The sequence below is a fragment of the Paraburkholderia phenazinium genome, from assembly GCF_900100735.1.
Classification (GTDB): domain Bacteria; phylum Pseudomonadota; class Gammaproteobacteria; order Burkholderiales; family Burkholderiaceae; genus Paraburkholderia; species Paraburkholderia phenazinia.
Genome location: NZ_FNCJ01000015.1, coordinates 1 through 23,127, shown reverse-complemented (window position 1 = coordinate 23,127; position 23,127 = coordinate 1). Strand labels below are relative to the sequence as shown.

Genomic DNA, 23,127 nt, shown 5'->3' with positions numbered 1-23,127 from the left:
CACGGCCATTATATTCGAAATAAACGAAACGCTGTGCCACAGTGGGCCGAGCATCTTGCCCCTTTCGGACGCAACCGCTCAACGAAGTTGTGCGACTGAGAACCGACAGTCTCTCGCCGGCGCCGACATAAATGCCCGGCATGCGGGCGCCGGACCGCGGTCTCAGTCGCTTAGCCAATCGAAGCACTACGCCCATCCGATGCTCGCGCATAGCGCTTCGCGGCTAAGCCGGTGCGCCTCTCAGTGTTCGAGCGGTGGGCGTATGTCTGGATCGCTTTCGACCACTTCCTGCGTCGCGAGCCAATAGGGTTGGCGGTTGTAATAGCTGTGGGTCGTCGCGCCCCACTTCGCGTCCGCCATCGTCGGCCAGTGATCCTTGTCGAAGCCCGGGTCGTCCTTCAGACGTTGCGCGGTGATGTCGACGTGGAAGCACTTCTGGTCCGTGTCGAGCGTCAGTGCGTTCCAAGGTATGGCGTGCAGGTTCGCGCCCATGCCCAGGAATCCACCTTCGGCCAGTACCGCATAAGCGATCCGTCCACCGCGCACGTCCAGCATGATGTCGGAGATCTTGCCTACATGCTCGCCATCTGAGGACATCACCTTGTTGCCGTCGAGCGTCGCAGCAGCCATGACTTCCGGCCCCGGGCCTTCACCGATACCGCCGCCAATTACGTTCGCTCCGGCGCGGGTGCCACCTTGAGGATTGATTGAGCCCATTATTGCCTCCTTGGAAAATGGTGCATCCGAACTCGCGCAAGGCGCATACCTGAAACGCCAGCCAATGCACGCGTGACCGCAAAAGGAGGATAGGCAACCGCTACGAGCGGTCCCGGTTGCGTGTCCGTGTGGCGCCCGTGATGATCGCGACACCGAGCATGATGACCGCGACGATTTCGATCGTGTGCTGGGCGACGTGCATGGCGACGAGCGCCCAGCACACGCCGCCGATCAGAAAGAGCCATCCGACAAGATAAATCACCAGAGTCATCGTTTTCTCCTTTGGGGTCGACGAATGCGACGGGCTGCCTGCCATGTCACGCTTCATCCCGGTGCGGCCGTCGAGTGATGGGTCTGGCGCGAGTTACCAGCCGGTTTGTTGAGCAGCAGATTTCGCGCCCGAGGCGAAGGCTGGCGCGGAAGCTGGTGGCGCAATTGATGGGCAGCGGGAAACGGGCCAGAAACGCCGGCGGTACAGATCATCGGCGCATTGAAAGCTGCGGCCCCATTTATCGGGATTGACGTAGCGTGTTCTCCATCCTATAACCATCTCACCAGATGGTTATAGGATGGAAAATGGAAGCGCAAAAACCCCAGCATGCACTACCCGTACCGTCCCGTCCGAAGGGAGGCGAAACGGAGAAGATCACCATCAATCTCGGTCCGGTCGACCTTGGCCAGATCGATCTGCTGGTCGAAGAGGGCTTTTACTCAAATCGTACCGACCTGATCCGCACCGCGATCCGAAACCAGTTGGCGGTTCATGCTCAGACCGTGAATGAAACAGTGACGCGCCGGGCCTTGGTGCTCGGTCTGCAGCACTTCTCAAAGCAGGATCTGGAGTCGGCACAAGCGGCCAGGCAGCGGCTCAACATTCATGTGCTGGGGCTCGCCAGCATTGCATCTGACGTTACCCCTGAACTCGCGCTTGCCACGATCGCCTCGGTCGTGGTGCTAGGCGCATTCCACGCTTCACCCGCGGTCAAGGCAGCGTTAGCCGGAAGAATCAGCTAGCCCGGTCAACGGCGCAATCCAACATACGGACAACGATGATGAAGATGAGTGAAGATTTCCTGTCCTCAATGCAGGAAGCGATGCATCTGTTGCGTACGGCTGGTCCGCTCGAAGCTACCGCGGCGATTCAACGAGCGCTGCGGGACGCCGATGAAAGGCGAGGCCCCGCGGCGCCTCAGCCGCCTACTGATGCAAGCGGTGCTGCGCATTTTCGCAACGGCACGTTCGACGGGAATCGATCCGCCCGCGCGAGAGCAACGGACGCGTCGCTGCACCGGCATGTTGTCAAAGAGGCAGACGTCGAAGACAGCGGACATTTCAGTGAGCGGACCTACGTCAACGAGGCGGGGACGCGGAACTATAAGCTCTACGTGCCCACGGGCTACCGGGACGCACCGTTGCCGCTGATCGTGATGTTGCACGGCTGCACCCAGGACGCGGATGATTTCGCGGCGGGCACCCGGATGAACGCGTTCGCCGAGCGCCACGACTGCCTCGTTGCATACCCTGTGCAGCCGAAGAGGGCGAATTCGTCCGGATGCTGGAACTGGTTCAGGCCGGGCGACCAGCAGCGGGAGCGAGGCGAGCCTTCGCTGATCGCGGGAATCACCCGCGACGTGATGGCCAGCTATAGCGTCGATCCTACTCGCGTATACGTCGCCGGTCTGTCGGCCGGTGGTGCGATGGCCGCGGTGATGATTCACACCTATCCGGATCTGTATGCCGCGGCGGGAATTCACTCGGGTCTGCCATATCGCTGCGCACAGGACTTGCCATCGGCACTCGCCGCGATGAAGGGAGGCAAACCAGCACGACGTGGACGGCTCGCCGACGGTAACGATGGGCCGACCGTGCCGAAGCGGCCGTTGATCGTCTTTCATGGCGACGCCGACGCGACGGTTCATCCGTCCAATGGCAGCGAGCTCGTGAGGGAGTTCAGCGCCGGTAAGTCACCTGTCGATGAGGCAGTGGAACGCCACGCAGGCGGGCGCGCGTACACCCGGCGGCGGTTGACGGCCAGCAACGGCGTTGATGCGGAGTATTGGATCATTCATGGCGCACCGCATGCATGGGCTAGTGGCAGTGTCCGCGGAACGTACACAGATGCCGGTGGCCCCGATTCCAGCGCCGAGATGGTGCGATTCTTTCTCGCGCATCCACGGCAAGGAGAAGTGTAAATGGAGGCAATAGCAATCTCGCCGGCGCAAACTGCGCTTGTCGTCATGCATTATCAGACCGACATTCTTGGGCTCTTTCCATCGGTCGCGCCGGTCTTGCTCGCCAATACGCGCAAGCTATGCGACGCGGCGCGGGCTAAAGGCGTCAGTGTTTATTTCGCCAATCTCCGGTTCAGTCCGGGCTATCCGGAAGTCAGTCCATTGAACAAGAACGGCCTGGGAATCAAGCAACTTGGCCTGTTCGTCGACGACCGGACCTCGCCGGAGTTAGGCCAGCAGGCCAGCGAACCGCTCATCATCGCGCATCGCGCCAGCGTGTTCTTCGGCACGGATCTGCAGGCACGACTTTTCGCACAAGGTATCGATACGCTGATTATGGTCGGCATCGCGTCGACCGGTGTCGTGCTGTCGTCGGTCGCGTATGCAAGCGATGCGGACTTCCGCCTGTACACGGTCAAGGATTGCTGTTACGACCCGGATCAGGTGGTCCATGAACATCTGTTCTCCACCGCATTCGATTCGCGCACCACGGTGCTGTCGCTCGCGGATGCGTTGCTGCTGCTCGCCTAGAACCGGCCGCGAGCATGGCTCGTTTGGGCTGGAGACGTTTCTCGAGCCGAAGACCGTTATTGCTGCATTGCGATTGCGTAACCCAAGCGTTCGCCGGCACGATGGACGCTAGGTGCGCGACTTGCTGGTCAGCACCATCGCGATACCGCCAAGAATCGTAACGGAAGCCGCAGCCAGGCGCGGCGTGATCGCTTCCGAGAGGAACGCCACTCCGCCAAATGCAGCGATCAGCGGTACTGACAACTGTACTGTGGCGGCTCGCAGGGCGGTAAGCCTGCTCAGCGCCGCATACCAGATGACATACCCGATGCCGGACGTGAGCGCGCCGGAGGCAATCGCCAGGGCGACCCCGGCCTCGTTCGCGTAAGCGCGGGCGCTGGTGATGAAAAGCACGCTCAGCAAGAGGGCAAGCGGAGCTGCCCGCGCGAAGTTTCCCGCCGTTGCTGCGAGCGGGTCGGCCACTCCGCGGCCACGCAACGAATACACGCCCCATGCGACGCCCGCTATCGCCATCAACGCCGCGCCGACGAGCGGCGGCGCGGCGATCCCCGGCGACACCAGGTAGACAAGCCCTGCGACTGCCAGGGCGAGACCGAGCCATGCGAGGGGGCCGAACTTTTCGCCGGAGCGCAAACCCACGCTGAACATCGTCAATTGAACTGCGCCGAACAGAATCAATGCGCCTGTGCCTGCGGACAAGGTGAGATACGCGAAGGAGAAGAAGGCGACGTAAGCAAACAGCGTGGCAGCGGCGAGCCAGTCGGCATGGCGGGCCGCGGGCCGTGCTGACCTGAGCCGCACGATGACGGCGAGCATGATCGCCCCCGAAACCAGCCTGATGCCGGCGAAGCTGACCGGATCGATTGCCCCCCGCTGCAGCGCGAGCCGGCACAGCAGCGAATTAGCCGCGAAGGCTAGCATCGCCGCCGCAGTGAGCACGGTCGTCTGCAAAATGAGCAGGCCACCGCGTGCGTCATGCATGGGTCACTACCAGAACGACTGCCCACGACAAAAGCGCCACGCCGAGGGGCGTGCTGAGACGCTTGCCCCAGCGAACGTTCTTTTCGATCGCCATCGCGGCGGCAAGCAGGAGCATCCAGCCGAGGCTGCCCGTACCGAGCGCGAACATCAATAGCATCAACGCCCAGCAGCAACCGACGCAGAACAGGCCGTGCTGCACGCCAAGCACGAACGCGTTCCGCGCTTGCGCGTGCCCCCGCCAGTGCTCGATGACGAAGCTCAAGGGTGTGCGGCACTTTTCAAGGCACTGGTACTTGAGCTTGCTGAACTGAAACGCGCCAGCCACCGCAATGACTGCGACCCCGATCAGCCATCCGTGCCAGGCCAGCGTGGGTACGCTGGCGAGCAGGGACAGCACTGCACTGTGAAGTGCATGCGCCAGGAGCCCGAAGGCACCCCACACAGTCATGTAGCCCAGGCCGAGCAGCATCAGAAGCCACCCATGGTCTGGGCGCCCGGCCGTCAACCGGTCGAAGGCATTGAACAACGGCAAGGTGGTCGGCAGCATCATGGCCGCTGTCATGAGGATCCATGCGACAGCGTAGAGCATCGTGGGCACGACCACGTTGCCCGCGGGAACCACGCGGCACAGAAATGCCGCCGGTCCTGACGCTGTCCAGTCACCGTGCTCGATATAGCGTCCGTATGGACTGCGCGCCCACGCCCATAACACTACCCACGCGAGTGTGATGAGCGCAGCCAGGACCGGCAGGAACACCTGAACATGGCGCGAGGCGCGGGACGGCGGTGGACCTGCCGTCGGGCTCATGCGTCGAAGACGAACGTGCTCTGCAGGGCGTTGTGGTTTTTGATGTCGAGGTCGATGCCGAGTGCGGGATTCTTCGATCGATAGGTCGGGGCTTTGCCGACAAACACCGGAGCGCCGGGCACTGTCGAGAACACGGTGTCGGACAAGGTGGTCTGGCCGCCGGTCGCGCCGAGATAGGGCTCAAGTTCGGCGTAGTAGTTCGTGCCGATCTCGAGTTCGCCTTTGCCTGCGACCACGGTGAAGCGGATCGGCGCACGCTCCACGGATACGACCTGACCGATGAGCTTGGCGAGATCGGCGACCGGGCCGCCGGCCTGGCCGGTGTAGACCTTTAGGAGTGCCTCTTCCTGCGCCTTCGAAGCCTGGTCGTCGACGTAGATCGCGGCAGTCCAGTTACCTAGCAGGATGTTGCCAGGGACATGGGCGACGGCCGCGATGGTATTGCCGCCCACGTCGACGCCGTCGACCGTTCCCTTGTCTATGCGCCACGCGACAATCGTGTCGCAGGTGCCGTTGTCAGGGTCCTCGCCGATCCAGCAGGGGCAAAGTACCTTGCAGTTGCAAACTTCGAGCAGACGACCTTCCAGGTGATAGCTCATACGAACCTCCATTGAAGGCACGCGAACACCGACTTGTCGCCGCGGGGAGCGGCTGCAAGGAACAGTAATTGTCCGGCTGCGGGTTGCGACAAGTCAAGCTCGATGACTAGCCTTTCTGATGTTGTCCCGAGCTTCGCTCCACAATGGTCATATCATGTACATGAGGATTCTGCGGCCTTGGCCAGTTCCGCCATTGCCTGCCTTGCCGAACGAAGTTTTTCATCGCCCATGTGACGGGCGAGTTCCGCCTTGGCCCAATTCCACACCGGGAACGCATCGACCACGAGTTGACGCCCGGATGTCGTCAGAGCTAGCCGCTTTCCAGCGCGGCCACGTCCGCCTTCAGCGCGGACCAAATCCCGGCTCTCCAGATTCTGAACATTTCGGCTGAGGGTGGTCGGATCGACCCCGGCCCTATCTGCAAGATCGACGAGCGTCGCTCCCTCGGCCGAACCGATCCCGACCAGGAGGCTGAATTGCTCGGCCGTCAGCCCGAGCGGCTTGAAGCAGGCATTGTAATATCGCGTGAGTGCACGCGCCGTTGCACGAGCCTGGAAGCCCGGACACTCCGCTTCGACGCCCTTCAATGATTCTGGATCAAAACCGTTCACGTCTACCTCCTTGACAGCCCCATCCTCACATAATAATGTATATGCATTATTAAGGGGGCCCAATGCCAGCATACGTACACGTCAATCTGCGCGTCATCGACTCCGTCAAGCAGGCCGCGCTCGCTCCACGCTTTCAGGCGGCGCTAAAAGAGGCGGGCGGGCAGATTCTACATTTCGGCCCTGTTGCGCAGGTGCTAGAGGGGGATGAGGCGCCGCTGCCGATGGCCGGCGTATTTGAGTTTCCGACTCTCGCCCAGGCGCTAGCCTTCTACCATTCCGAGAGATATGCGCCGATCAAGGCCGAACGTCAGGAAGCTCAGGAAGCGCGGATGTTCATAGTCGAAATGCCCTCGTGAGTGACCGGTTTCGGAAGGCGTGACGCTCCGGAATGGGGCGACATTGTATGCTTCGGCTCGCACATCTCCCCGCAAACGCGCAGCATGGCGTCCTGACGCTGCCCGTCGTGTCCGGCGGCGATCCCTCCGCCACCTTTGCGATCAACGCATGGCTGCAAACAGAGTCGCTCGGCAACACGGCCGGTCTCGACTTCGGCGGGAGCTATCTGGACGAGTCTCACTCGCCATCGGCAGGCTTTGAGTTCGAGTAACGCAGCGCCGTGCAGAATACAGCAGGGCGGCGGCGAGAAGTTAGTAAGACTAATGGGATATTCCGATTCCCAGGTCTTCAAACATCCCTACTGCCGGCTGCGCCCGCTAACCTGAGTACGAACGCGAGGCCGGTGAAACCGAAGCCGACCGCGCACACGCCGTTCCACTCGGCCCACGCCCACATCGCGCCCGATAAGACCGTACCCAGGGCCCCGCCGACAAAAAACACGCCGACGAATAACCCATTCAGTCTGCCGCGCGCTGCCGGGTTCATCAGGTTGATCGCTCGGCGGCCCAGCGTCTGATCCGTGACTACGCCGGCGTCCAGCGCGGCAGCGCCGGCCACCAGCATAAGCACCGCCAGCAGCGGATGCGCACTCGCTGAAAACCCTCCCCACCCGGAGCCCGCGACACCGATGACGACGAGCGCAACGAGCATCGTCACGTGCCCGGCAAACAATGTCCTTCGGCCCAAGCCACGATCGCCAGCGCGTCCCGCGAGCGGCGTGACAATTGCGCCCGCCGCGCCAGCTAGCGCGAAGAGCGCAATCCCTTTCATCCCGAAGCTGAATGGCGGCTGCACGAGCCGCAGGCCGATCGCGGTCCAGAACGCGCTGAATGCGCCCATCACCAGAGCCGCTGAGACGGCGTTGCGTTGCAGAACGCGCTCGTTGCGCAGCAGCGTCCATAGCGAGCGCAGTAACGTCCCATATCGCGTCGAGACTGACGGTACGCGAACCGGCAACTGCGTGTAAAGCACGGCGGCGAGCAGTGCATCGATTGCCCCGGCAATGCTGTAGAACGCACGCCAGCCGATCGTTCCGGCGATCAGACTGGCGGCGGGGCGCGACAGCAGGATGCCGAGCATCAGACCGCTCATCACGTTGCCGACCGCGCGCCCGCGGTGACTTTCGTGCGCCATGGACGCGGCCATCGGCACCAGCATCTGAATCACGCTCGATGCCGCACCGGCCGCGAACACCGCGCTCAGAAATACCAGGCGTGAATCGGTGAACATGGCGATTACGAGGCAGACGGCACAGCACACCAGCGTGTGCACGATCAGGCGGCGGTTTTCCAGCAGATCGCAGAGCGGCACTAGCAGCACCAGACCGACCGCGTAACCGAGCTGCGGCAGCATCGCGGCTAATCCCGCGAACTGCGGCGCAAGATGCAGACTGCGGCTGATCGCTCCGGTCAACGGTTGCGCAGCAAACAGGTTCATCACGATCACGCCGACTGCCGTCGCGAAGAAGAGGGTGAGCAGCGGCGTGAGCGTATCCGCGTGCGGACTTTCGGCGGCGAGACTTTCGGCGGCGATTGTTGCGGGTGTTTCGGCGCGGGTTTCAGCAAAGGGCTTCATCAAGGCGGAACTCTGGGGACTGGACGTGCCCCATCTTAGCCACCTGCTATATATGCTACTATTGAAATATGTTCATATTAAGTATGCGAGTTTGTTTTGAACACGCGTGATCTGCAGGCGTTCGTTGCGGTTGTCGAGAGCGGTTCGATGGTGCGCGCCGCAGAGCGTCTTCATCTGACGCAGCCCGGTCTGACGCGGCGCGTGCAGAGCCTCGAAACCACGCTCGGTGCCGAGCTGCTCGATCGCCAGAGCAAGCCGCTCAAGCCTACCGCCACGGGCAACGAGGTCTATGCGCTCGCGCGCACGGTGTTGGGCGCGGTGGACGATCTACTCTCGGTGGCCTCAGCCGACAGCGAGCCAGCCGGCGAACTGAGAATCGGCATGCCGCCGTTTCTGGCCGATATCGCGCTGGAAAAACCGGTCGACCATTTGCGTAGCGCGTTTCCGCGCCTCACCCTGAGGATCACAGCTGGCTGGTCACCGGGCCTCTTGCAAAGCGTCGAACGAGCGGCGCTGGATGCATCGGTGGTCCTGATGCCTTCGAATTTCATGCCACCCGACACGATGCGCGCGACCGCCCTCGCGTTCCAGCCGACTGTGATCGTCGCGCCGCGGTCGTTCGGCCTGCCCGATTCGCCAGTGAGGCTTTCAGATCTGGCAAGACACGCGTGGGTGCTCAACCAGAATGGATGCGGGATGCGCTCGGCGTTGAGTCGCGCGCTGGAAACGGCTGGCTTGCCATTCAACGTCGCGGTCGAAGCATTTGGTTCGGAGCTCCAACTATCGCTGGTGGCGCGCGGTCTAGGCATCGGCGTCGCTACGCCGGATGTGGTGGAGCGTTCGGCATATCGCGACGCGCTGCAGGTGATCGATGCGGTCGATTTCCGCACGGGTGTCGACGTGTGGTTCGTGCATGGCTCGCTGCCGGGTCGGCTGATGCGGCCAGTCGAACTGCTGCGTTGTTCGTTGACCGCGGTGCTGGCTGAAAGCGGCTTGACGACGTATGGCGACAAGCGGGCGTCTAAAAATTCGAATAGAACTGGTGCATCGCGCGGTTGAATCCGCGCTCTAGACCCAGCGGAGATGCCGTGGTCTTGCTGGCGCGCCGTTCACCTTTGGATGCGGTAGCCTTTAATCATGCGCGGTCGAAGTGGCGAAAAAATAAATACATGCAGACCGCCGCAGCGAGCCAGAACAGAGCCTGCACGATGTTCGAGCCCTTGCGTGTCCCGAAGCGCTGTCCCCACCACACATTCAGTCTATCGAGGGCCATGCCCGTAACCAGGAATGCAAAGACGTACCCCGCTATTCCGAAGATAGTCACTCTGCCCGTTTCATGGTACTGAATGACGAAGAAGATCAATGCGGAGGGAATCAACAACGATAAGGTGCGCTTGAATACGGCGGCGAGCATTGCTTCCTCTGAAGCTATTAAATTTTCGCCAGATTGTACGGCCAATTGCACGGTTGAAAGAAAGTAATTGGCGCGCTATGCACCTTGCATCTTCACGCGCCATTTTTATTCTTCCAGGCCGTTGCCTGGTTCGATGATCTGCAGCTCAGCGCGGGTTCCTCCTGAGGCGATTAGCCCCCGGCTCGCTTCGCCTTGTAGCCGTACTTTTGGAGCGCTTCGATGACGCGCTCGCAGTGGTCACCCTGTACTTCAATCACGCCATCCTTAACCGTTCCACCAGAACCGCAGGCGGTGCGCAATTGCTTGCCTAGCGAGGCCAAGGCGAGGGGATCGAGCGCTAGCCCTTTTACGATCGTCACGCTCTTCCCGCCCCGGCCTTTAGTCTCGCGAGTGACTCGCGCCACGCCATCGCCTACCGGTAGTTTCGTGGCAACCGTTTTGCAGACACATTCCGCGAGCGGCTGCCGGCATTCGGGACACATTCGCCCACCATCGGTGGAATAAACAAGGCCGCCTTTTGAACTACTCTTCATGACTGTCTTACTCAAAGAAACTAAGGTCGGGGTCCGGACGAACCGAGCCCGCGGCCCGGAGCGTTTTACGCGCCGACCTTGGTACGCATCGTGACAAATTCTTCGGCGATCGTGGGATGGATACCCACGGTAGCATCGAACTGCGCCTTCGTCGCTTTGCACTTGATCGCCACGGCAAAACCTTGGAGGAGTTCACCGGCGTCGTCACCTACCATGTGAACACCGAGCACACGATCGCTTTTACTGTCGACGATCAGCTTAAGCAACACCTTGTCGCCGGACGCCGAAACGGTATGCTTGAGCGGTGTGAAAACGCTGCGGTATACGTCGATCTGGTACCCACATGCGATCGCTTGTTCCTCACTCAGCCCAACCGTACCGACATTCGGGTGACTAAAGATCGCGGTTGGAATGCCACTGTAATCCATGTGCTCGGCGCCGCGGTTAAAAAGGCTATCCGCAACGAGCATGCCTTCGGCCAACGCAACCGGTGTCAGCTGCACTCGGTGAATGACGTCTCCAACCGCATATATGGATGCCTGAGCGGTTCGGAAGGCCTTATCCACCATGACCGCCCCGTTCGGTGCAAGCGCTACGCCAACGGACTCCAGACCCAACCCGGCGGTGTTCGGTCGCCGCCCGGTCGCGTACAGGACCGTGTCACAGGGCAGCCGCTCGTTGCCGCTTGTCACGCAGTTGCATGCCGTACCGTCACGCTCGATCTTTTGTATTTCCGTGTTGAAGCGGAAGCGAACGCCTCGCCTGGTCATCTGTTCCGCAAGGAAATGGCCGAGGTCTTTGTCGAAACTCTTAAGTACGCGATCTCCGCGATACACCACTGTCGTGTCTACACCGAGGCCGTTGAATATGGATGCAAACTCAACTGCAATGTAACCGCCCCCGACCACAACGACGCGCTCCGGAAGCCTGTCCAGAAAGAACGCGTCGTCAGAGGTGATGCAATGTTCGGCGCCTTCGATTTCCGGTACGGTTGGGCTACTTCCCGTCGCGACAAGAATATATCTGGACGTGAACGTGCGCCCGTCAACTTCAACGGTGTGAGGGCCCGTCACTTTTGCCCTTCCCCTGATCAGCTCGACGCCGGACTGATTGAGCAGATCGCCGTAGACGCCGTTCAGCCGTTCAACTTCGCGGTTCTTTGCTTCCAGCAACGTGCGCCAGTCGAACGTAGGCTGCTCAAACGACCAGCCATAGCCGCGTGCGTCTTTGAGATCTGTTTTGAAATGCGCTGCATAAGAAAACAGTTTCTTCGGAATGCATCCAATATTTACACACGTGCCGCCCAGGAAACGTTGCTCCGCTATCGCGACACGCGCTCCAAAACCAGCCGCTCGCCGACTTGCGCGAACCCCTCCAGACCCGGCACCGATGGTAAAGAGGTCAAAATCGTAGCCCGACACGGCAAGACTCCTTATTCAGTGTATTGCATGCATCTCAGGATTTGGCATTGTCGCTGCGCAGGCTGAGCGGCTATTTCGCCTCGTAGAGGTCTTGCGGCGGCGCCTGACTGCCGCTATCGCCGCCGCTCGCCGAGAGCACCTTTGGCGCCTTCGCCCGCTTCAGCCCACAGGATACAGGGCGCCGAGCTTGTTGCCGTCCGGATCGCGCAGATAGGCGAGATAGAGGCTGCCAGAGGCAGCCTCACGCACACCGGGTGGCGCTTCAGCCGATGTTCCACCGTTGGCGACCCCGGCGGCATGCCACCGATCGACCTGCTCGCTCGACTGGCAGGTAAAGCCTATCGTTCCGCCATTGGCGGGAGTCGCCGGCTCACCGTTGAGCGGCTGGGTGATGATGAAAAGCGACGTGGGGGTGCGATAGACATAGCGCCGGCGCTTATCGTTGTCATCGCTGAGACCTTCACCATAGCCGAGCGCGCCTAGCAACGCATCGTAAAAACGCTTTGCTTTTTTCAGGTCGTTGGTGCCGACCACTACGTGACTGAACATTGCTTCCATCTTCCTTAGTAAATAAACGACGAACCATCCGATGCTGTGGCCGTCGCGCATGAAGAGCGACGATGCACGACGGCCCAGCCAGGGAGGGATTCACGGTCTAGTGGCATGCGAACAGGCTATCGCGCGGCGTCACGTTCAGTGAGACGCGCACGCTTTATCCGATCACACCGTGACGATGTTCGTGCTGACCTCGATGTTGCCTCGCACAGACTTCGAGTACGGGCAACTCTGATGGGTCAGATGCGCGAGTTCCTCGACGACGTCCTGAGCCAGACCCGGCACGCGAACGGTGAACTCGGCGCCAAGGAACCACGCGGTACCGGTCTGCCCAATGTTGACCTGAATGTCCACGGAATAGTCCGGCGGCAGCGTGACCTTCTTCATCGAGGCCACAATCCCGAACACGGTGGTGTAACAGGCTGACCACGCGCCCGCAAACAACTGTTCGGCTCGCGGGTGCGGCTCCGTGGCGATGAACTCCAGGTTTTCAACGCCGGGCGCTGACAGCGTGAGGTCGTACACGCCAAACTCGCCGCGCTGGGCCTTGGGGTCGCGATTGACCGTGGCGTGGGTGTTGCCTGAGGCGAGGACTTTTTCGATCTTTTCCATGATGCATTCCTTCGTGAACAAGAGTGTTAAGCGGTGTTGAGCTTTGTATGTCGGATAAGATTTAATCGCATGCGATTTTAAATGGGCGCGGATGACGACCTTGCCTTATCCGATCACACCGTGACGACGTTCAGGCCGACCTCGATGTTGCCGTGCACAGCCTTCGAGTATGGGCAGATCTGATGGGCCAGGTGCGCGATTGCTTCGACGGCGTCCGTTGCCAGACCCGGCGCGCGGATGGTGAACTGGGCGCCGAGGCAATGTCCGGCGCCGGTCGAGCCAATGCTTACCTGGATATCGACGGAATAGTCGGACGGCAGCGTGACCTTCTTCATCGAGGCCGCAATCTCGAACGCGCTGATGTAACAGGCCGACCACGCGCCCGAAAACAACTGCTCGGCTCTCGGGTGCAGCCCGGTGGCGATGAACTCGCGGCTGTCACCGCCGGGCGCTGACAGCTGGAGGTCGAGGACGCCGTACTCACCGCGCTGGACATTGGGATCGTGATTGATCGTGCCGTGGCTGTTGCCTGAGAAGAGGACTTGTTCGATCTTGCTCATTTGTGACTCCTTCGATGTGTGGATAGGAGCCGCCACTTTAAATTGAGGCGTGACGCTCGCCGAGTCGCGAATGGGTCAAAGGTGTGCTCGAAAGGATCAATCCGTGATCGGCGGTGCTGTGAACCGTCAACTTTCCAGAAATCGGCGATAAAGCCACGTCGCGCTTGACGGTATGAATATCATAGTTATATTCTTTGCTCACGGCATGCGATGCGTGAGACGTCATGAATCGTCCGACAAAAGCAGTCCGGCGCCGACTGCGCAACGCGACCCTGTTCGCACCCACTTTCTGAATGGATGGCTGAAATGTCCAACCCCGTATATGACGCGGAGCGCACCGGACTGTTGCTGGTCGACCCGTATAACGACTTTCTCTCGGATGGCGGCAAGCTGTTTCCGATGCTTCGCGACATCGCCGCGGATGTCCGTCTGCTCGACAACCTCCGCGCTGCGGTTGATGCTGCGCGAAAAGCCGATATTCAGGTGGTCTACGTTCCGCATCGCCGCTGGCAACCTGGCGATTACGACAACTGGGATCATCCGAATCCGACTCAACGCCTTGTGCAGCAACGCCACACCTTCGCAAAGGGTACGTGGGGCGGAGAATGGCATCCTGACTTTGTGCCGCAGGAAGGCGACATCATCGTTCAGGAGCACTGGGGCCAAAGCGGGTTTGCCAACACCGATCTCGACTTTCAGCTTAAACAGCAAGGCATCACGCACGTGATCGTCGTCGGCCTGCTGGCGAATACATGTATTGAGTCCACGAGCCGCTTCGCCATGGAACTGGGCTATCACGTCACGCTCGTGCGAGACGCAACGGCCGCTTTCACCAGGGAAATGATGCGCGCGGCGCACGATCTGAACGGCCCGACTTTCGCCCATGAAATCCTGACGACGGTCGAATTGATTGCCGCACTTCCTGCCTGAGCCACGAGCGTGTCCGATATGCAATGCCAGACCGACTGGCTCAGCCGTTTCATGGAACTCGTGACCGTCACCGGGAAGGTGGAAGCTCGGTGCGCGTTGGGGGCACCGTGGCTAAAGGAATACACCCAGGCGGGCGCTCAAGAAATCCCGTACCACGTCATATTGACAGGCAGGGCCGTACTCGAGAATTCGGACAATGGGGCAACCTATGAATTACGGGCGGGCGACATCGCGTTACTGCCGCACGGTTCGGCGCACGTGTTGCACGACGGCAGCCGCGCGACACCGGTTCCGGCCAGGGAACGCGCTTCGGGCAGTCTCCTTGTTAGCGAAAATGGCGCCGCTGGCGAGGCGCTGGATATGCTGTGCGGGCGATTTGTCGTCGCGCCACCTCATGATCGTTTAGTCCGCAGCTATCTGCCGTCGGAACTCGTGGTGCGCACCGAAGACATCGGCATCGCTGCACAGAGCCTGCCGCAGGCCGAACGCCTGAGCCGGCTCGTCGGGCTGATGCGGGCCGAAACGATGGACAACCAGGTGGGCAGCGGCGCGGTCCTGAACGCGCTTTCGTCTGCGCTGTTTGCGTTGACGCTGCGGGCGGCCGGTGAGGCCGGTCAGGCGCGTACCGGGGTGCTGGCGCTCGCCGCCCACCCACGGCTTGCGCCTGCGGCCGCTGCAATATTCAACGACCCAGCTCGAGCGTGGACGCTGCCGGAACTGGCCGGACTATGCAGCATGTCGCGCGCCACGTTCATGCGGCAATTCCAGGCCAGTCTCGGCTGCTCCGCGATGGATCTGCTGACCGATACCCGAATGAGCACCGCAGCGAACGCGCTGCGAAAATCCACCTTGTCCACCGAGGCGGTTGCCGATCTGGTCGGGTATCAGTCGGTGTCGGCGTTTCGGCGCGTGTTTGCTCAGCGGATGGGCATGACGCCGGGCGAGTGGCGGCAGCACCCGCTTAAAGGCGGTGTTCCGCATTTATCGGACGACGGAGCAGACGGAGCTGGGGAGCGCGATCGTGCGGGCGAGTGAACACGGGGCTACCAGTCGTGCGCCCCGGTCCGGGGTGAAGCTCTCACGTGCCGAAGGTTGGTGGAGCGCAAGCGTCAGACCTGCGTCAGGCAGACTTCAGCGCTTACGTTGCATCCTGTCGTGCAGCGCGCTCCTGCGCGTACGAGGGGCTCAATTCGGCCTTCAGATCTTCGCGTCTCAATGCTTCACCACAAGCCTGGCAGACGGTGCCGATGCCGGCATCGTGGCCACAGGTGAGATGGGTATAGCGTACCGCAATATCCTCGCCCGGTGACTTGCACCACGTCTCGCCCCATTCGCGCAGCGCCAGGATGACAGGGTAGAACGCCCGGCCCATCTCCGTGAGCTCGTATTCGTAGCGGGGCGGCTTATCCATGTAGCGCTTGCGCTGAATCATGCCGTCCGCTTCGAGCCCTTTGAGGCGAGCGGACAGCATCTGCGGGGTTGCCTGCGACTGCGCCAGCAGGCTGTCAAAGCGTCGATTGCCCATGAACAGCTCTCGCACGATCAGGACAGCCCAGCGATCGCCGATGACAGCCTGAGACCGTGCGACCGGGCACAGCGTGTCGCTCACTTCAGGCAATACAGCCATTCGAACCTCCCGCGAAATCGCAACGCTTGCTAAATATGATAATCATATCAATGATAGCACTATGCGGGGCGCTGGTGCTGCGGTCATGTCGTCCGGGAACCCCTGATAGCACACAGTCCAGCTAGCCATTCATTAACCGTGGCGCCGATGACCTCAGCATGATCCTCCTGCAAGTAATGAATTCCAGCCCCAAGTTCAACAACTCTGCACTCCTTAAGTTTATTCACAAAACTGTTAGCAACTGAGGGCGACACCAAAGCCCCCGGATTAGCCGTAAAAAGCAGCTTCGGATAAGACGACTCCGCTAAGGCGCGGTGCGCCTCCTCCAACATTGAATACACATCAGCCGGCTCCCCCGCGATAGGCAGTTCATTGGGAAAACGCCAGGTGGGCCGCCGCGATTCGGGAGTAGGAAACGGCGCTCTATAGACAGCCATCTCCTCATCCGTGAGTTTGCGCACCGTTGCCCCAGGAAGAACCCGCTCCACGAACGCATTGCCTTCCAGAATCATCTCTTCACCCACCCCAGGCGTCCTGAACTTCTGGAAAGTCTCGCGCGCATCCGCGTGAAAATCGTCCCACGTAGACATCGGCCGGATGAACTCCATAAAAGCAAGCCCACGCATAAACTCTGGCCTGCGAGCTGCCAGGTGAAATGCCAAAGCAGTTCCCCAGTCCTGCGCTATGACGAACGCTGACGAGATTCCAGCATTGACGAGAAACTCGTCCAGATACCGGACATGATCAGCAAACCGATACTCAATATCCGGCTTGCCCGACTGCCCGAATCCAATCAGATCCGGCGCGATGCAATGCGCCACGGGCGCAACCAGCGGGATGATATTTCGCCATATGTAGGACGAGGTTGGGTTCCCGTGCAGAAAGAGCGCGACTGGTGCTTCAGGATCTCCGGCTTCGCGATAGGCCATGGTGGAACCCAGAACGTTCACCTTCGCCAATTCAACATCAAAAAGCATGATCATCTCAGCTCCTTGAATACTGTTTGGAAAACGATGTTCTTGAAGCGGTCGAGCGCGGCGGGCCCACGTTCGACCTTCATCCGGAGAATGGCGCCTTCCCATGAAGACAGGAGGAATTCGGCGAGATCGAGCGGATCGAATGCCGAATCGATTTCACCTGCGGTTTGAGCCTCGGCGATGCACGAAGCAAACGGATCGCGCCATTCCTGGAATATGGCCTCCAGTCTTTCGCGCAGCAGTTCGCTCTGAGTGGCGGTCTCTAGACTGAAATCGCCGATCAAACATCCGCGGTTCCACCGGTCGTCTGCCAGCACGCCGCTGATGATGTCCAGATACCGTTTGAGACGCAGCCGAGGGGAAAGAGACTTGTCGTCCAAGGCCTCTTTGACCAGTTCCTTGGTATGAGCGAAGTAGCGGTCGAGCACTTCGTTCGCAAACGCCTCCTTGGAACGGAAGTGATTGGTGAAGGAACCGTGCGGAGCACCTGCCGCTGCGCAGATGTCCCGCACACTCGCACCCTCGTATCCCGCCCGAAGCATCACCTCCAGGCCGGCATTAAGAATGTCTTCGCGAAAGGAGGGTTTGCTCATGGGTAAATACACTCGTGCGTATCGATTCACAATACAGTCGTGCGCATTCCCATGTCAAGCCTATTTTTTGAGCAGCGAGAAAGGGGAATTCCTCGCGGCGTCAGGCGTCAGGCGTCCGGCGGAACCCCCAGCAACTGCAGCGCGCCACCCGTCACCGCGCCGAACACCGGGCCGGCGACCTGGCCGCCGTAGAACGCTCGCCCAACCGGATCGTCGATCATCACGGCGACGATCAGGCGCGGATTGCTCATCGGCGCCATGCCGACGAACAGCGCGCGGTAGCGGTTCTTCGCATAGGTGGCGCCGATCTGTTTGCGCGCGGTCCCGGTCTTGCCGCCTACCCGGTAGCCTTCAACCGCAGCGGCGCGTCCCGTGCCGCCCGGTCCAGTCGCCATTTCGAGCATCTCGCGGATGGCCCGCGCGGTGGCAGGCGTCGTCACCGCGTGTTCAGCGCCGGCCGCCAGCGGGCCGGTGATGCCGTCGACTTCACCGGCCTCGCCACCCGCCTCGCGATCGAGCGGGTCCGTCAGCAACAAGCGCGCCGGATGCAGCGTGCCGTCGTTGGCATAGGCGGTGTACACCTGCGCGAGCTGCAGCAGCGAAGTCGACAAGCCGTAGCCGTAAGCCATCGTCGCCTGCTCGATGGGTCGCCAGCGCTTGAACGGCCGAACCTTGCCTGCCGCGGCGCCGGGGAAGGTCAGCTCGGGCCGGCGGCCCAACCCGTATTCCTGGTACTTGTTCCAGATCGTCTCGGCGGGGAGGTTGAGCGCGAGCTTGGCCAGCGCGATATTGCTCGACTTCTGCAGCGCTTCCGCGACGGTCATCACGCCATGATTCGAGGTGTCGTGAATCACCGCCGGTCCAATCTTGTACCAGCCGGGCGCGGTATCGATCAGGGTTTGCGGCCTGACCTTGCCCTGGTCGATCGACAACGCCACCACCACCGGTTTGATGGTCGATCCAGGCTCGAAAGTATCGACCACCGCGCGATTGCGCAGTTGCTTGCCGCTCAGCCGGGTGCGGTCGTTCGGATCGAAGCTCGGGTAGTTCGCCAGCGCGAGGATCTCGCCGTTGCGCGCGTCCAGCACCACTACGCTGCCGGCCTCTGCGCTGTGCTTCGCAATCGCTGCCTTCAGTTGCGCGTAGGCCAGTTGCTGGATGCGCCGGTCGATGGTCAGGCGGATCGTCGCGCCGTTATGCGCCGGCACGAGCGGACGCGTGTCCGACACAGCCCGGCCGAGCCGGTCGCGGATCACCTCGCGCTGGCCGGCCTCGCCGTTCAACTGCTGGTTGGCGGCGAGTTCGACGCCTTCCTGGCCTTGATCCTCGATATCCGTGAAGCCGACCACGTGCGCAGCCGATTCGCCTTCCGGATAGAAGCGCTTCGAATCGACGATCTGCGTGATACCGGCGAGGCCCAGCTTGTCGATCCGGCTCGCCGTGTCCGCGTCCACCTGGCGTTTGAGCAGCACGAACGCCTTGTCGCCGGCCAGACGCCGCCGCAACTCCGCGAGCGGCACTTCGAGCAGGGTGGCGAGCGGCGCGACACTCACTTCCTCGAGCAGCTTGGGCGTGGCCCAGATCTCATACGTCGCGAGGCTGACCGCCAGCATCGAACCGTTGCGGTCGACAATCCGGCCGCGCGTCGCGTCGAGTTCGATGGTGCGTTGATAGCGCTTCTGTCCCTGCCCGACATAAAAATCCTGATTGACCACCTGGATCCAGAAGGCGCGCGCTGCCAGCGACGCGAAGGCCGCGAACACCAGCAGGATGACGAATTTTGAGCGCCACATCGGCAGAGTCGATGCGAGCACAGGATTTTTGGCGACCGGCGCGTACGGGTCGTGCGGCTGCGATTTTTTCTTCTGGATCATGAATGCGGATACGAGCAGCGGATATGACCGGCGGCGACCGGCGATGAGGCGGGGCTGGCCATTCGATCGGCGCTGCTCGAGCGTGCTCCTTGTGCTGCGGCGCACGCGCTGGGCGCGCGCCGGGTTAGTGTGCGCCGCCCGTATCGGCGGCGGTGAAGACCTTGAGCTGCCAGTGAAAACGCACGGCCAGCATGCGCACGGTGAAGCCGCTGACCAGCACCACCAGCGACGCCGGCCCCTGCGCAACGCCGAGGTACTGCAGGCCCAGATAGAGCGCCGCGGCCGCTAACGCGATGCTGGCGTAGAGATCCTGGCGCAGCACCAAGGGCATCTCGTTGCACAGCAGATCGCGCAACATGCCGCCGCATACACCGGTGATCGCGCCCGCCAGCGCGACGATCAAGGGGCTCACGCCTACCGTGGCGGCGATATCGCAGCCGATGATGGTGAACGCAATCAGGCCGATCGCATCGACGCTCACGAACAGCCCTTGCAGGTTGCGCAGCCACTTCGCACCGGCCGCGGCAGCGGCTGCAGCCGTGATTGTAATAAGAACGTAATCTGGATGCGAGATCCACGCAAGCGGATAGTGGCCGAGCAAGACGTCGCGCACCGTGCCGCCGCCCAGTGCGGTGACGGTGCCGACGAGACACAGGCCGAAGCGGTCCATGCCGCGGCGCATGCCCATCAGTGCGCCGGACATGGCTTCAGCGACGATCGCGATCAGATAGAGGGTGTGGAGCAACATGGCGAAAACCTTCGTCGTCGCGCCGGCCGCTTAGGCTCTTGGGTAGAGCCGGCGGCTGGCGCGTGAAAAGGGGCCATTATGCGAAGCGCGGAGGCAGGATGAAAATTCGTTAAGGAGAATTCGGGGATGCCAAATTCTGCTTAAGTTGCTTGCCGCTGCCGGCGTTGTGCGCGGGGCATCGGCTCGCGTGCTCAGACGTGTCGTCGATACGGCTGCTCAGGCCGGCAGCGCGAAACTGGAGATGGCCTCGCGCAGCACGCTGACCTGATCCTTCAGCGAATGAGCGGCAGCGGCGGCCTCTTCGACAAGCGCCGCATTCTGCTGCGTGACTTGATCCATTTCCCCGACGGCGCGATTGACCTGTTCGATGCCTGCGCTTTGCTCACGCGAGGCGTGGCTGATTTCCTCGAGAATTTCGTTCACGCGACGTACCGATTGGACGATCTCGCCCATGGTCGAACCGGCGTTGGCGACTAACGACGCGCCGGCCTCGACGGTATGCGTCGAGGTTTCGATCAGTGCCTTGATTTCCTTGGCGGCGGTGGCCGAACGTTGGGCGAGGCTGCGCACTTCCGCGGCGACGACGGCGAAGCCGCGGCCCTGTTCTCCGGCGCGGGCGGCTTCGACGGCCGCGTTGAGGGCGAGGATGTTGGTCTGGAAGGCGATGCCGTCGATCACGCCGATGATGTCGCCGATCTGCCGCGAGCTATGGGTGATTTCGCCCATGGTGCGCACCACGTCGTCGACGACGCGGCTGCCGCGCGTGGCGACATCCGCGGCCTGGCCGGCGAGTTGCGCGGCCTGGGTGGCGCTGTCGGCGTTCTGCTTCACGTTGACGGTCATCTGATCCATGCTCGACGCGGTCTGGACGAGGGCGGAGGCCTGTTGTTCGGTGCGTTGTGAGAGATCGGTGTTGCCGGCGGCGATTTCGGTAGCGCCGATGTTGATGTTCTCGGTCCCGGTGCGCACGCGCGACACGGTTTCGACGAGAGCGGATTGCATCGTATGCAGGGCATGCAGCAGGCTACCGGCGTCGCGATCGTTGACCGGCACGCGGACGGCGAGATTGCCGCCGGCCATACGTTGCGCAGCGACGACGGCGACTTCGAGGTCCCCGCCGAGAGTACGGCGCACGCTGCGCAGCACGAGCATCATGACGATGCTGGCGATGCCGCCGAGCACGACGGTGATGGCGAGCCAGACCAGCAGATTGGCGTAGAAGGCGTGCTGGACGTCGTCCATGTACATACCGCTCGTGACGTTCCAGTCCCAGGGGGCGAAGCGCAGCGCGTAGGTGGTTTTCGCGACTGGCTGATCGTGACCGGGTTTAGGCCACAGGTAGTTGTAGAAGCCGCCGCCGACCTGGTTGCCGGCCTTGACGAGATCGAGGAACAGATGATTGCCGGCGGGGTCCGTGAACCCGGACATGTCCTTGCCGTTGAGTTCGGGCTTGATGGGGTGCATCAGCATGATCGACTGCGAATTGCTCACCGAGACGTAGCCGTCTGTGCCGTAGCGGACGGACGCGAGGTCGGCGAGGGCCTGCTTCTGGGCGTCGGGTTCGGTGAGGGTGTGTTGCTGGGACAGCGTGTAGTAGTGGTTGACGATACTGATGGACTGCTGGACGACGGCGGTGAGCTGATCGCGGCGCTCAGCGATCATGGTCGCGCGGTTCTGCCACGCACCGAAGCCGCCGATCAGGATCATGCCGATCCATAACACGACGATCATCGACCCGAGTTTTTTGTTCAAGGTCATGGTTTGCATGGTGCTGTTTCCATCTGTTGGGGTGGTCGGTCAAGGTTTACGGGCTTTTTCGCCTGCGGCGGGCTCTGGATGCTTTGCCTATGCTGTTTAACGGCTTTCGGCGGTTTTTTGCGTAGCACGGGGAAACCCTAGGTTTTTGCTTTTTTCTTTTGTCTGATTAATGTTGGGTTTTTTGTTTGCCTGTGGCGATTTTTGGGTGTGTTCTTATGGGGTTGGCCTTTACTTGCATTCTTATCGGTCTATTAGCTTCGCCCCTGTGCGGGGCGGCACTTACTTTCTTTGCCGCCGCAAAGAAAGTAAGCAAAGAAAGCGGGCTTCAAACCGCTAGCTTTTAGGTGTCCACCACTAACATTAAATCGAAGTGGTCCGAAGACAAGACCGTCTCTCGCATTTCCCGCGTTAGTGACAAAGCATTCATCCGCTCCAGCGTCGCGCTTCGCGCCCCGCCGATAGGCATAACACCTTCTTCAAGCGCTTGGGGACCACCAATTTCCCGTCAATTCAAGCCTCTCCGGAATGCTTTTCTCTAGTTTCAAAGGGGCTCTCAGGTTTACGTTGGCATAGGCGCATTTGGACTGCGGAGGCCATTTTTCACGAGAGGCAGGCAATCCCCATGAGTGACCGAACCGCCGCGCACGTAGTGTGCGGGCGGGATGAATGAGCGCTGTGTCACTAACGCGGAAAATGCGAGAGAGGATCTTGTCTTCGGACCACTCCGGGTTAATTCAAGTGGTGGACACCTAAAAGCTAGCGGTTTTCAGCCCGCTTTCTTTGCTTACTTTCTTTGCGGCGGCAAAGAAAGTAAGTGCCGCCCCGCACAGGGGCGAAGCTAATAGACCGATAAGAAAGCAAGGAAAGGCCAACACCATAATAAAACCAACAAAAACCCCAAACCAAACCATAAACAAAAAATAAAAACCAACCCCGGCGGAGCCAAAAAAAAGAAAACCCAAACCCAAAATATGAAGTGCAACAAACACCACATTTCCGCAAAAATCGCCAAATAAGTACAGCAAAAAAGCGAAAACCCCCGCCATCCGCTATAGTCACTTTTTTTCAGATGCCGG

28 protein-coding genes are annotated in these 23,127 nt (G+C 61.0%); 8 read left to right on the top strand and 20 right to left on the bottom strand.

What is annotated here, in order from left to right:
• Positions 1–240 precede the first annotated feature (240 nt).
• On the bottom strand, positions 241–717 hold the full coding sequence (locus tag BLQ92_RS27555) for a PRC-barrel domain-containing protein (protein ID WP_090689124.1): 477 nt from the start codon (positions 715–717) through the stop codon (positions 241–243).
• A 100-nt stretch (positions 718–817) separates the two neighbouring features.
• The gene (locus BLQ92_RS40185; protein ID WP_175773060.1) at positions 818–988 is read right to left on the bottom strand and encodes a hypothetical protein; all 171 of its coding nucleotides are present in this window, start codon (positions 986–988) and stop codon (positions 818–820) included.
• Between the two features lie 305 nt (positions 989–1,293).
• Here BLQ92_RS40185 and BLQ92_RS27550 point away from each other — a divergent pair, with 305 nt between their 5' ends.
• The 3 genes from BLQ92_RS27550 to BLQ92_RS27540 are packed head-to-tail and all read left to right on the top strand — an operon-like array spanning position 1,294 to position 3,479.
• Positions 1,294–1,731 carry a CopG family transcriptional regulator gene (locus tag BLQ92_RS27550; RefSeq protein ID WP_090689122.1) on the top strand — a complete coding sequence of 146 codons (438 nt, stop codon included), beginning with the start codon at positions 1,294–1,296 and terminating at the stop codon, positions 1,729–1,731.
• Positions 1,732–1,769: 38 nt separating this feature from the next.
• On the top strand, positions 1,770–2,909 hold the full coding sequence (locus tag BLQ92_RS27545) for an extracellular catalytic domain type 1 short-chain-length polyhydroxyalkanoate depolymerase (protein ID WP_090689590.1): 1,140 nt from the start codon (positions 1,770–1,772) through the stop codon (positions 2,907–2,909).
• Positions 2,910–3,479: a cysteine hydrolase family protein gene (locus BLQ92_RS27540; RefSeq protein WP_090689121.1), complete on the top strand. Its 570-nt coding sequence runs from the start codon at positions 2,910–2,912 to the stop codon at positions 3,477–3,479.
• A 108-nt stretch (positions 3,480–3,587) separates the two neighbouring features.
• Here the strand turns inward: BLQ92_RS27540 and BLQ92_RS27535 are convergent, their stop codons facing one another.
• The 4 genes from BLQ92_RS27535 to BLQ92_RS27520 all read right to left on the bottom strand — a co-directional run bounded on the left by BLQ92_RS27535 (position 3,588) and on the right by BLQ92_RS27520 (position 6,478).
• Complete coding sequence (locus BLQ92_RS27535; RefSeq protein WP_090689118.1) at positions 3,588–4,460, bottom strand: DMT family transporter; 873 nt, start codon at positions 4,458–4,460, stop codon at positions 3,588–3,590.
• The gene (locus tag BLQ92_RS27530; protein WP_090689117.1) at positions 4,453–5,268 is read right to left on the bottom strand and encodes a DUF2182 domain-containing protein; all 816 of its coding nucleotides are present in this window, start codon (positions 5,266–5,268) and stop codon (positions 4,453–4,455) included. The genes BLQ92_RS27535 and BLQ92_RS27530 overlap by 8 nt, the downstream gene beginning before the upstream one ends.
• Positions 5,265–5,867 (bottom strand): DUF1326 domain-containing protein, encoded by a 603-nt coding sequence (locus BLQ92_RS27525; protein WP_090689115.1) that lies wholly within the window; start codon positions 5,865–5,867, stop codon positions 5,265–5,267. The genes BLQ92_RS27530 and BLQ92_RS27525 overlap by 4 nt, the downstream gene beginning before the upstream one ends.
• A gap of 152 nt (positions 5,868–6,019) precedes the next feature.
• The gene (locus BLQ92_RS27520) at positions 6,020–6,478 is read right to left on the bottom strand and encodes a MarR family winged helix-turn-helix transcriptional regulator (protein ID WP_090689586.1); all 459 of its coding nucleotides are present in this window, start codon (positions 6,476–6,478) and stop codon (positions 6,020–6,022) included.
• 62 nt (positions 6,479–6,540) lie between these two features.
• Here BLQ92_RS27520 and BLQ92_RS27515 point away from each other — a divergent pair, with 62 nt between their 5' ends.
• Positions 6,541–6,834, top strand: coding sequence for a DUF1330 domain-containing protein (locus BLQ92_RS27515; protein WP_090689113.1), 294 nt, complete (start codon positions 6,541–6,543; stop codon positions 6,832–6,834).
• A 47-nt stretch (positions 6,835–6,881) separates the two neighbouring features.
• Entirely contained in the window at positions 6,882–7,085 is a 204-nt protein-coding gene (locus BLQ92_RS27510; protein ID WP_090689111.1) for a hypothetical protein, read from the top strand.
• Between the two features lie 77 nt (positions 7,086–7,162).
• Here BLQ92_RS27510 and BLQ92_RS27505 read toward each other — a convergent pair whose 3' ends face one another.
• The gene (locus BLQ92_RS27505) at positions 7,163–8,449 is read right to left on the bottom strand and encodes an MFS transporter (protein WP_090689108.1); all 1,287 of its coding nucleotides are present in this window, start codon (positions 8,447–8,449) and stop codon (positions 7,163–7,165) included.
• Positions 8,450–8,545: 96 nt separating this feature from the next.
• On the opposite strand from BLQ92_RS27505, the gene BLQ92_RS27500 reads away from it, so the two are divergent.
• On the top strand, positions 8,546–9,508 hold the full coding sequence (locus BLQ92_RS27500; protein ID WP_090689107.1) for a LysR family transcriptional regulator: 963 nt from the start codon (positions 8,546–8,548) through the stop codon (positions 9,506–9,508).
• A gap of 76 nt (positions 9,509–9,584) precedes the next feature.
• On the opposite strand, the gene BLQ92_RS27495 is transcribed toward BLQ92_RS27500, so the two are convergent.
• The 6 genes from BLQ92_RS27495 to BLQ92_RS27470 form a co-directional block, all read right to left on the bottom strand.
• On the bottom strand, positions 9,585–9,863 hold the full coding sequence (locus BLQ92_RS27495; RefSeq protein WP_090689105.1) for a hypothetical protein: 279 nt from the start codon (positions 9,861–9,863) through the stop codon (positions 9,585–9,587).
• A gap of 170 nt (positions 9,864–10,033) precedes the next feature.
• On the bottom strand, positions 10,034–10,396 hold the full coding sequence (locus BLQ92_RS27490; RefSeq protein WP_090689103.1) for a translation initiation factor Sui1: 363 nt from the start codon (positions 10,394–10,396) through the stop codon (positions 10,034–10,036).
• A 65-nt stretch (positions 10,397–10,461) separates the two neighbouring features.
• The gene (gene gorA, locus BLQ92_RS27485; protein WP_090689102.1) at positions 10,462–11,817 is read right to left on the bottom strand and encodes a glutathione-disulfide reductase; all 1,356 of its coding nucleotides are present in this window, start codon (positions 11,815–11,817) and stop codon (positions 10,462–10,464) included.
• 159 nt (positions 11,818–11,976) lie between these two features.
• Positions 11,977–12,366, bottom strand: coding sequence for a VOC family protein (locus BLQ92_RS27480; protein ID WP_090689098.1), 390 nt, complete (start codon positions 12,364–12,366; stop codon positions 11,977–11,979).
• Positions 12,367–12,537: 171 nt separating this feature from the next.
• Positions 12,538–12,984: an OsmC family protein gene (locus tag BLQ92_RS27475; protein WP_090689097.1), complete on the bottom strand. Its 447-nt coding sequence runs from the start codon at positions 12,982–12,984 to the stop codon at positions 12,538–12,540.
• 113 nt (positions 12,985–13,097) lie between these two features.
• The gene (locus tag BLQ92_RS27470) at positions 13,098–13,544 is read right to left on the bottom strand and encodes an Ohr family peroxiredoxin (protein WP_090689094.1); all 447 of its coding nucleotides are present in this window, start codon (positions 13,542–13,544) and stop codon (positions 13,098–13,100) included.
• A gap of 306 nt (positions 13,545–13,850) precedes the next feature.
• Between BLQ92_RS27470 and BLQ92_RS27465 the strand changes: the two genes are divergently transcribed.
• Together BLQ92_RS27465 and BLQ92_RS27460 are read left to right on the top strand one after the other, a co-directional pair.
• Positions 13,851–14,474, top strand: coding sequence for a cysteine hydrolase family protein (locus tag BLQ92_RS27465; RefSeq protein WP_090689093.1), 624 nt, complete (start codon positions 13,851–13,853; stop codon positions 14,472–14,474).
• Positions 14,475–14,492: 18 nt separating this feature from the next.
• Positions 14,493–15,509: an AraC family transcriptional regulator gene (locus BLQ92_RS27460; RefSeq protein WP_090689090.1), complete on the top strand. Its 1,017-nt coding sequence runs from the start codon at positions 14,493–14,495 to the stop codon at positions 15,507–15,509.
• Positions 15,510–15,612: 103 nt separating this feature from the next.
• Here the strand turns inward: BLQ92_RS27460 and BLQ92_RS27455 are convergent, their stop codons facing one another.
• From BLQ92_RS27455 to BLQ92_RS39590, 7 genes are all read right to left on the bottom strand, one after another.
• The gene (locus tag BLQ92_RS27455; protein WP_090689089.1) at positions 15,613–16,101 is read right to left on the bottom strand and encodes a winged helix-turn-helix transcriptional regulator; all 489 of its coding nucleotides are present in this window, start codon (positions 16,099–16,101) and stop codon (positions 15,613–15,615) included.
• 83 nt (positions 16,102–16,184) lie between these two features.
• A complete protein-coding gene (locus tag BLQ92_RS27450) occupies positions 16,185–17,084 on the bottom strand; it encodes a haloalkane dehalogenase (protein ID WP_090689087.1) in 900 nt (299 codons plus the stop codon).
• Positions 17,081–17,671, bottom strand: a complete 591-nt coding sequence (locus BLQ92_RS27445) for a TetR/AcrR family transcriptional regulator (protein WP_090689086.1) — start codon at positions 17,669–17,671, stop codon at positions 17,081–17,083. Before BLQ92_RS27445 ends, BLQ92_RS27450 begins: the two co-directional genes overlap by 4 nt.
• A 107-nt stretch (positions 17,672–17,778) precedes the next feature.
• Positions 17,779–19,545 carry a peptidoglycan D,D-transpeptidase FtsI family protein gene (locus tag BLQ92_RS27440; RefSeq protein WP_090689583.1) on the bottom strand — a complete coding sequence of 589 codons (1,767 nt, stop codon included), beginning with the start codon at positions 19,543–19,545 and terminating at the stop codon, positions 17,779–17,781.
• Between the two features lie 124 nt (positions 19,546–19,669).
• Positions 19,670–20,293 (bottom strand): trimeric intracellular cation channel family protein, encoded by a 624-nt coding sequence (locus BLQ92_RS27435; protein WP_090689084.1) that lies wholly within the window; start codon positions 20,291–20,293, stop codon positions 19,670–19,672.
• Between the two features lie 216 nt (positions 20,294–20,509).
• Entirely contained in the window at positions 20,510–22,051 is a 1,542-nt protein-coding gene (locus BLQ92_RS27430; protein WP_090689581.1) for a methyl-accepting chemotaxis protein, read from the bottom strand.
• A gap of 749 nt (positions 22,052–22,800) precedes the next feature.
• Positions 22,801–23,097 (bottom strand): hypothetical protein, encoded by a 297-nt coding sequence (locus tag BLQ92_RS39590; RefSeq protein ID WP_143016674.1) that lies wholly within the window; start codon positions 23,095–23,097, stop codon positions 22,801–22,803.
• Positions 23,098–23,127 lie beyond the last annotated feature (30 nt).

Excerpts from the sequence above, each read along its gene's own strand:
- BLQ92_RS27555 (WP_090689124.1), bottom strand. The coding sequence starts at position 717 with ATGGGCTCAATCAATCCTCAAGGTGGCACCCGCGCCGGAGCGAACGTA.
- BLQ92_RS40185 (WP_175773060.1), bottom strand. The coding sequence starts at position 988 with ATGACTCTGGTGATTTATCTTGTCGGATGGCTCTTTCTGATCGGCGGC.
- BLQ92_RS27550 (WP_090689122.1), top strand. The coding sequence starts at position 1,294 with ATGGAAGCGCAAAAACCCCAGCATGCACTACCCGTACCGTCCCGTCCG.
- BLQ92_RS27545 (WP_090689590.1), top strand. The coding sequence starts at position 1,770 with ATGAAGATGAGTGAAGATTTCCTGTCCTCAATGCAGGAAGCGATGCAT.
- BLQ92_RS27540 (WP_090689121.1), top strand. The coding sequence starts at position 2,910 with ATGGAGGCAATAGCAATCTCGCCGGCGCAAACTGCGCTTGTCGTCATG.
- BLQ92_RS27535 (WP_090689118.1), bottom strand. The coding sequence starts at position 4,460 with ATGCATGACGCACGCGGTGGCCTGCTCATTTTGCAGACGACCGTGCTC.
- BLQ92_RS27530 (WP_090689117.1), bottom strand. The coding sequence starts at position 5,268 with ATGAGCCCGACGGCAGGTCCACCGCCGTCCCGCGCCTCGCGCCATGTT.
- BLQ92_RS27525 (WP_090689115.1), bottom strand. The coding sequence starts at position 5,867 with ATGAGCTATCACCTGGAAGGTCGTCTGCTCGAAGTTTGCAACTGCAAG.
- BLQ92_RS27515 (WP_090689113.1), top strand. The coding sequence starts at position 6,541 with ATGCCAGCATACGTACACGTCAATCTGCGCGTCATCGACTCCGTCAAG.
- BLQ92_RS27510 (WP_090689111.1), top strand. The coding sequence starts at position 6,882 with ATGCTTCGGCTCGCACATCTCCCCGCAAACGCGCAGCATGGCGTCCTG.
- BLQ92_RS27505 (WP_090689108.1), bottom strand. The coding sequence starts at position 8,449 with ATGAAGCCCTTTGCTGAAACCCGCGCCGAAACACCCGCAACAATCGCC.
- BLQ92_RS27495 (WP_090689105.1), bottom strand. The coding sequence starts at position 9,863 with ATGCTCGCCGCCGTATTCAAGCGCACCTTATCGTTGTTGATTCCCTCC.
- BLQ92_RS27490 (WP_090689103.1), bottom strand. The coding sequence starts at position 10,396 with ATGAAGAGTAGTTCAAAAGGCGGCCTTGTTTATTCCACCGATGGTGGG.
- BLQ92_RS27480 (WP_090689098.1), bottom strand. The coding sequence starts at position 12,366 with ATGTTCAGTCACGTAGTGGTCGGCACCAACGACCTGAAAAAAGCAAAG.
- BLQ92_RS27475 (WP_090689097.1), bottom strand. The coding sequence starts at position 12,984 with ATGGAAAAGATCGAAAAAGTCCTCGCCTCAGGCAACACCCACGCCACG.
- BLQ92_RS27470 (WP_090689094.1), bottom strand. The coding sequence starts at position 13,544 with ATGAGCAAGATCGAACAAGTCCTCTTCTCAGGCAACAGCCACGGCACG.
- BLQ92_RS27465 (WP_090689093.1), top strand. The coding sequence starts at position 13,851 with ATGTCCAACCCCGTATATGACGCGGAGCGCACCGGACTGTTGCTGGTC.
- BLQ92_RS27460 (WP_090689090.1), top strand. The coding sequence starts at position 14,493 with ATGCAATGCCAGACCGACTGGCTCAGCCGTTTCATGGAACTCGTGACC.
- BLQ92_RS27455 (WP_090689089.1), bottom strand. The coding sequence starts at position 16,101 with ATGGCTGTATTGCCTGAAGTGAGCGACACGCTGTGCCCGGTCGCACGG.
- BLQ92_RS27450 (WP_090689087.1), bottom strand. The coding sequence starts at position 17,084 with ATGATCATGCTTTTTGATGTTGAATTGGCGAAGGTGAACGTTCTGGGT.
- BLQ92_RS27445 (WP_090689086.1), bottom strand. The coding sequence starts at position 17,671 with ATGAGCAAACCCTCCTTTCGCGAAGACATTCTTAATGCCGGCCTGGAG.
- BLQ92_RS27440 (WP_090689583.1), bottom strand. The coding sequence starts at position 19,545 with ATGATCCAGAAGAAAAAATCGCAGCCGCACGACCCGTACGCGCCGGTC.
- BLQ92_RS27435 (WP_090689084.1), bottom strand. The coding sequence starts at position 20,293 with ATGTTGCTCCACACCCTCTATCTGATCGCGATCGTCGCTGAAGCCATG.
- BLQ92_RS27430 (WP_090689581.1), bottom strand. The coding sequence starts at position 22,051 with ATGACCTTGAACAAAAAACTCGGGTCGATGATCGTCGTGTTATGGATC.
- BLQ92_RS39590 (WP_143016674.1), bottom strand. The coding sequence starts at position 23,097 with ATGGCGGGGGTTTTCGCTTTTTTGCTGTACTTATTTGGCGATTTTTGC.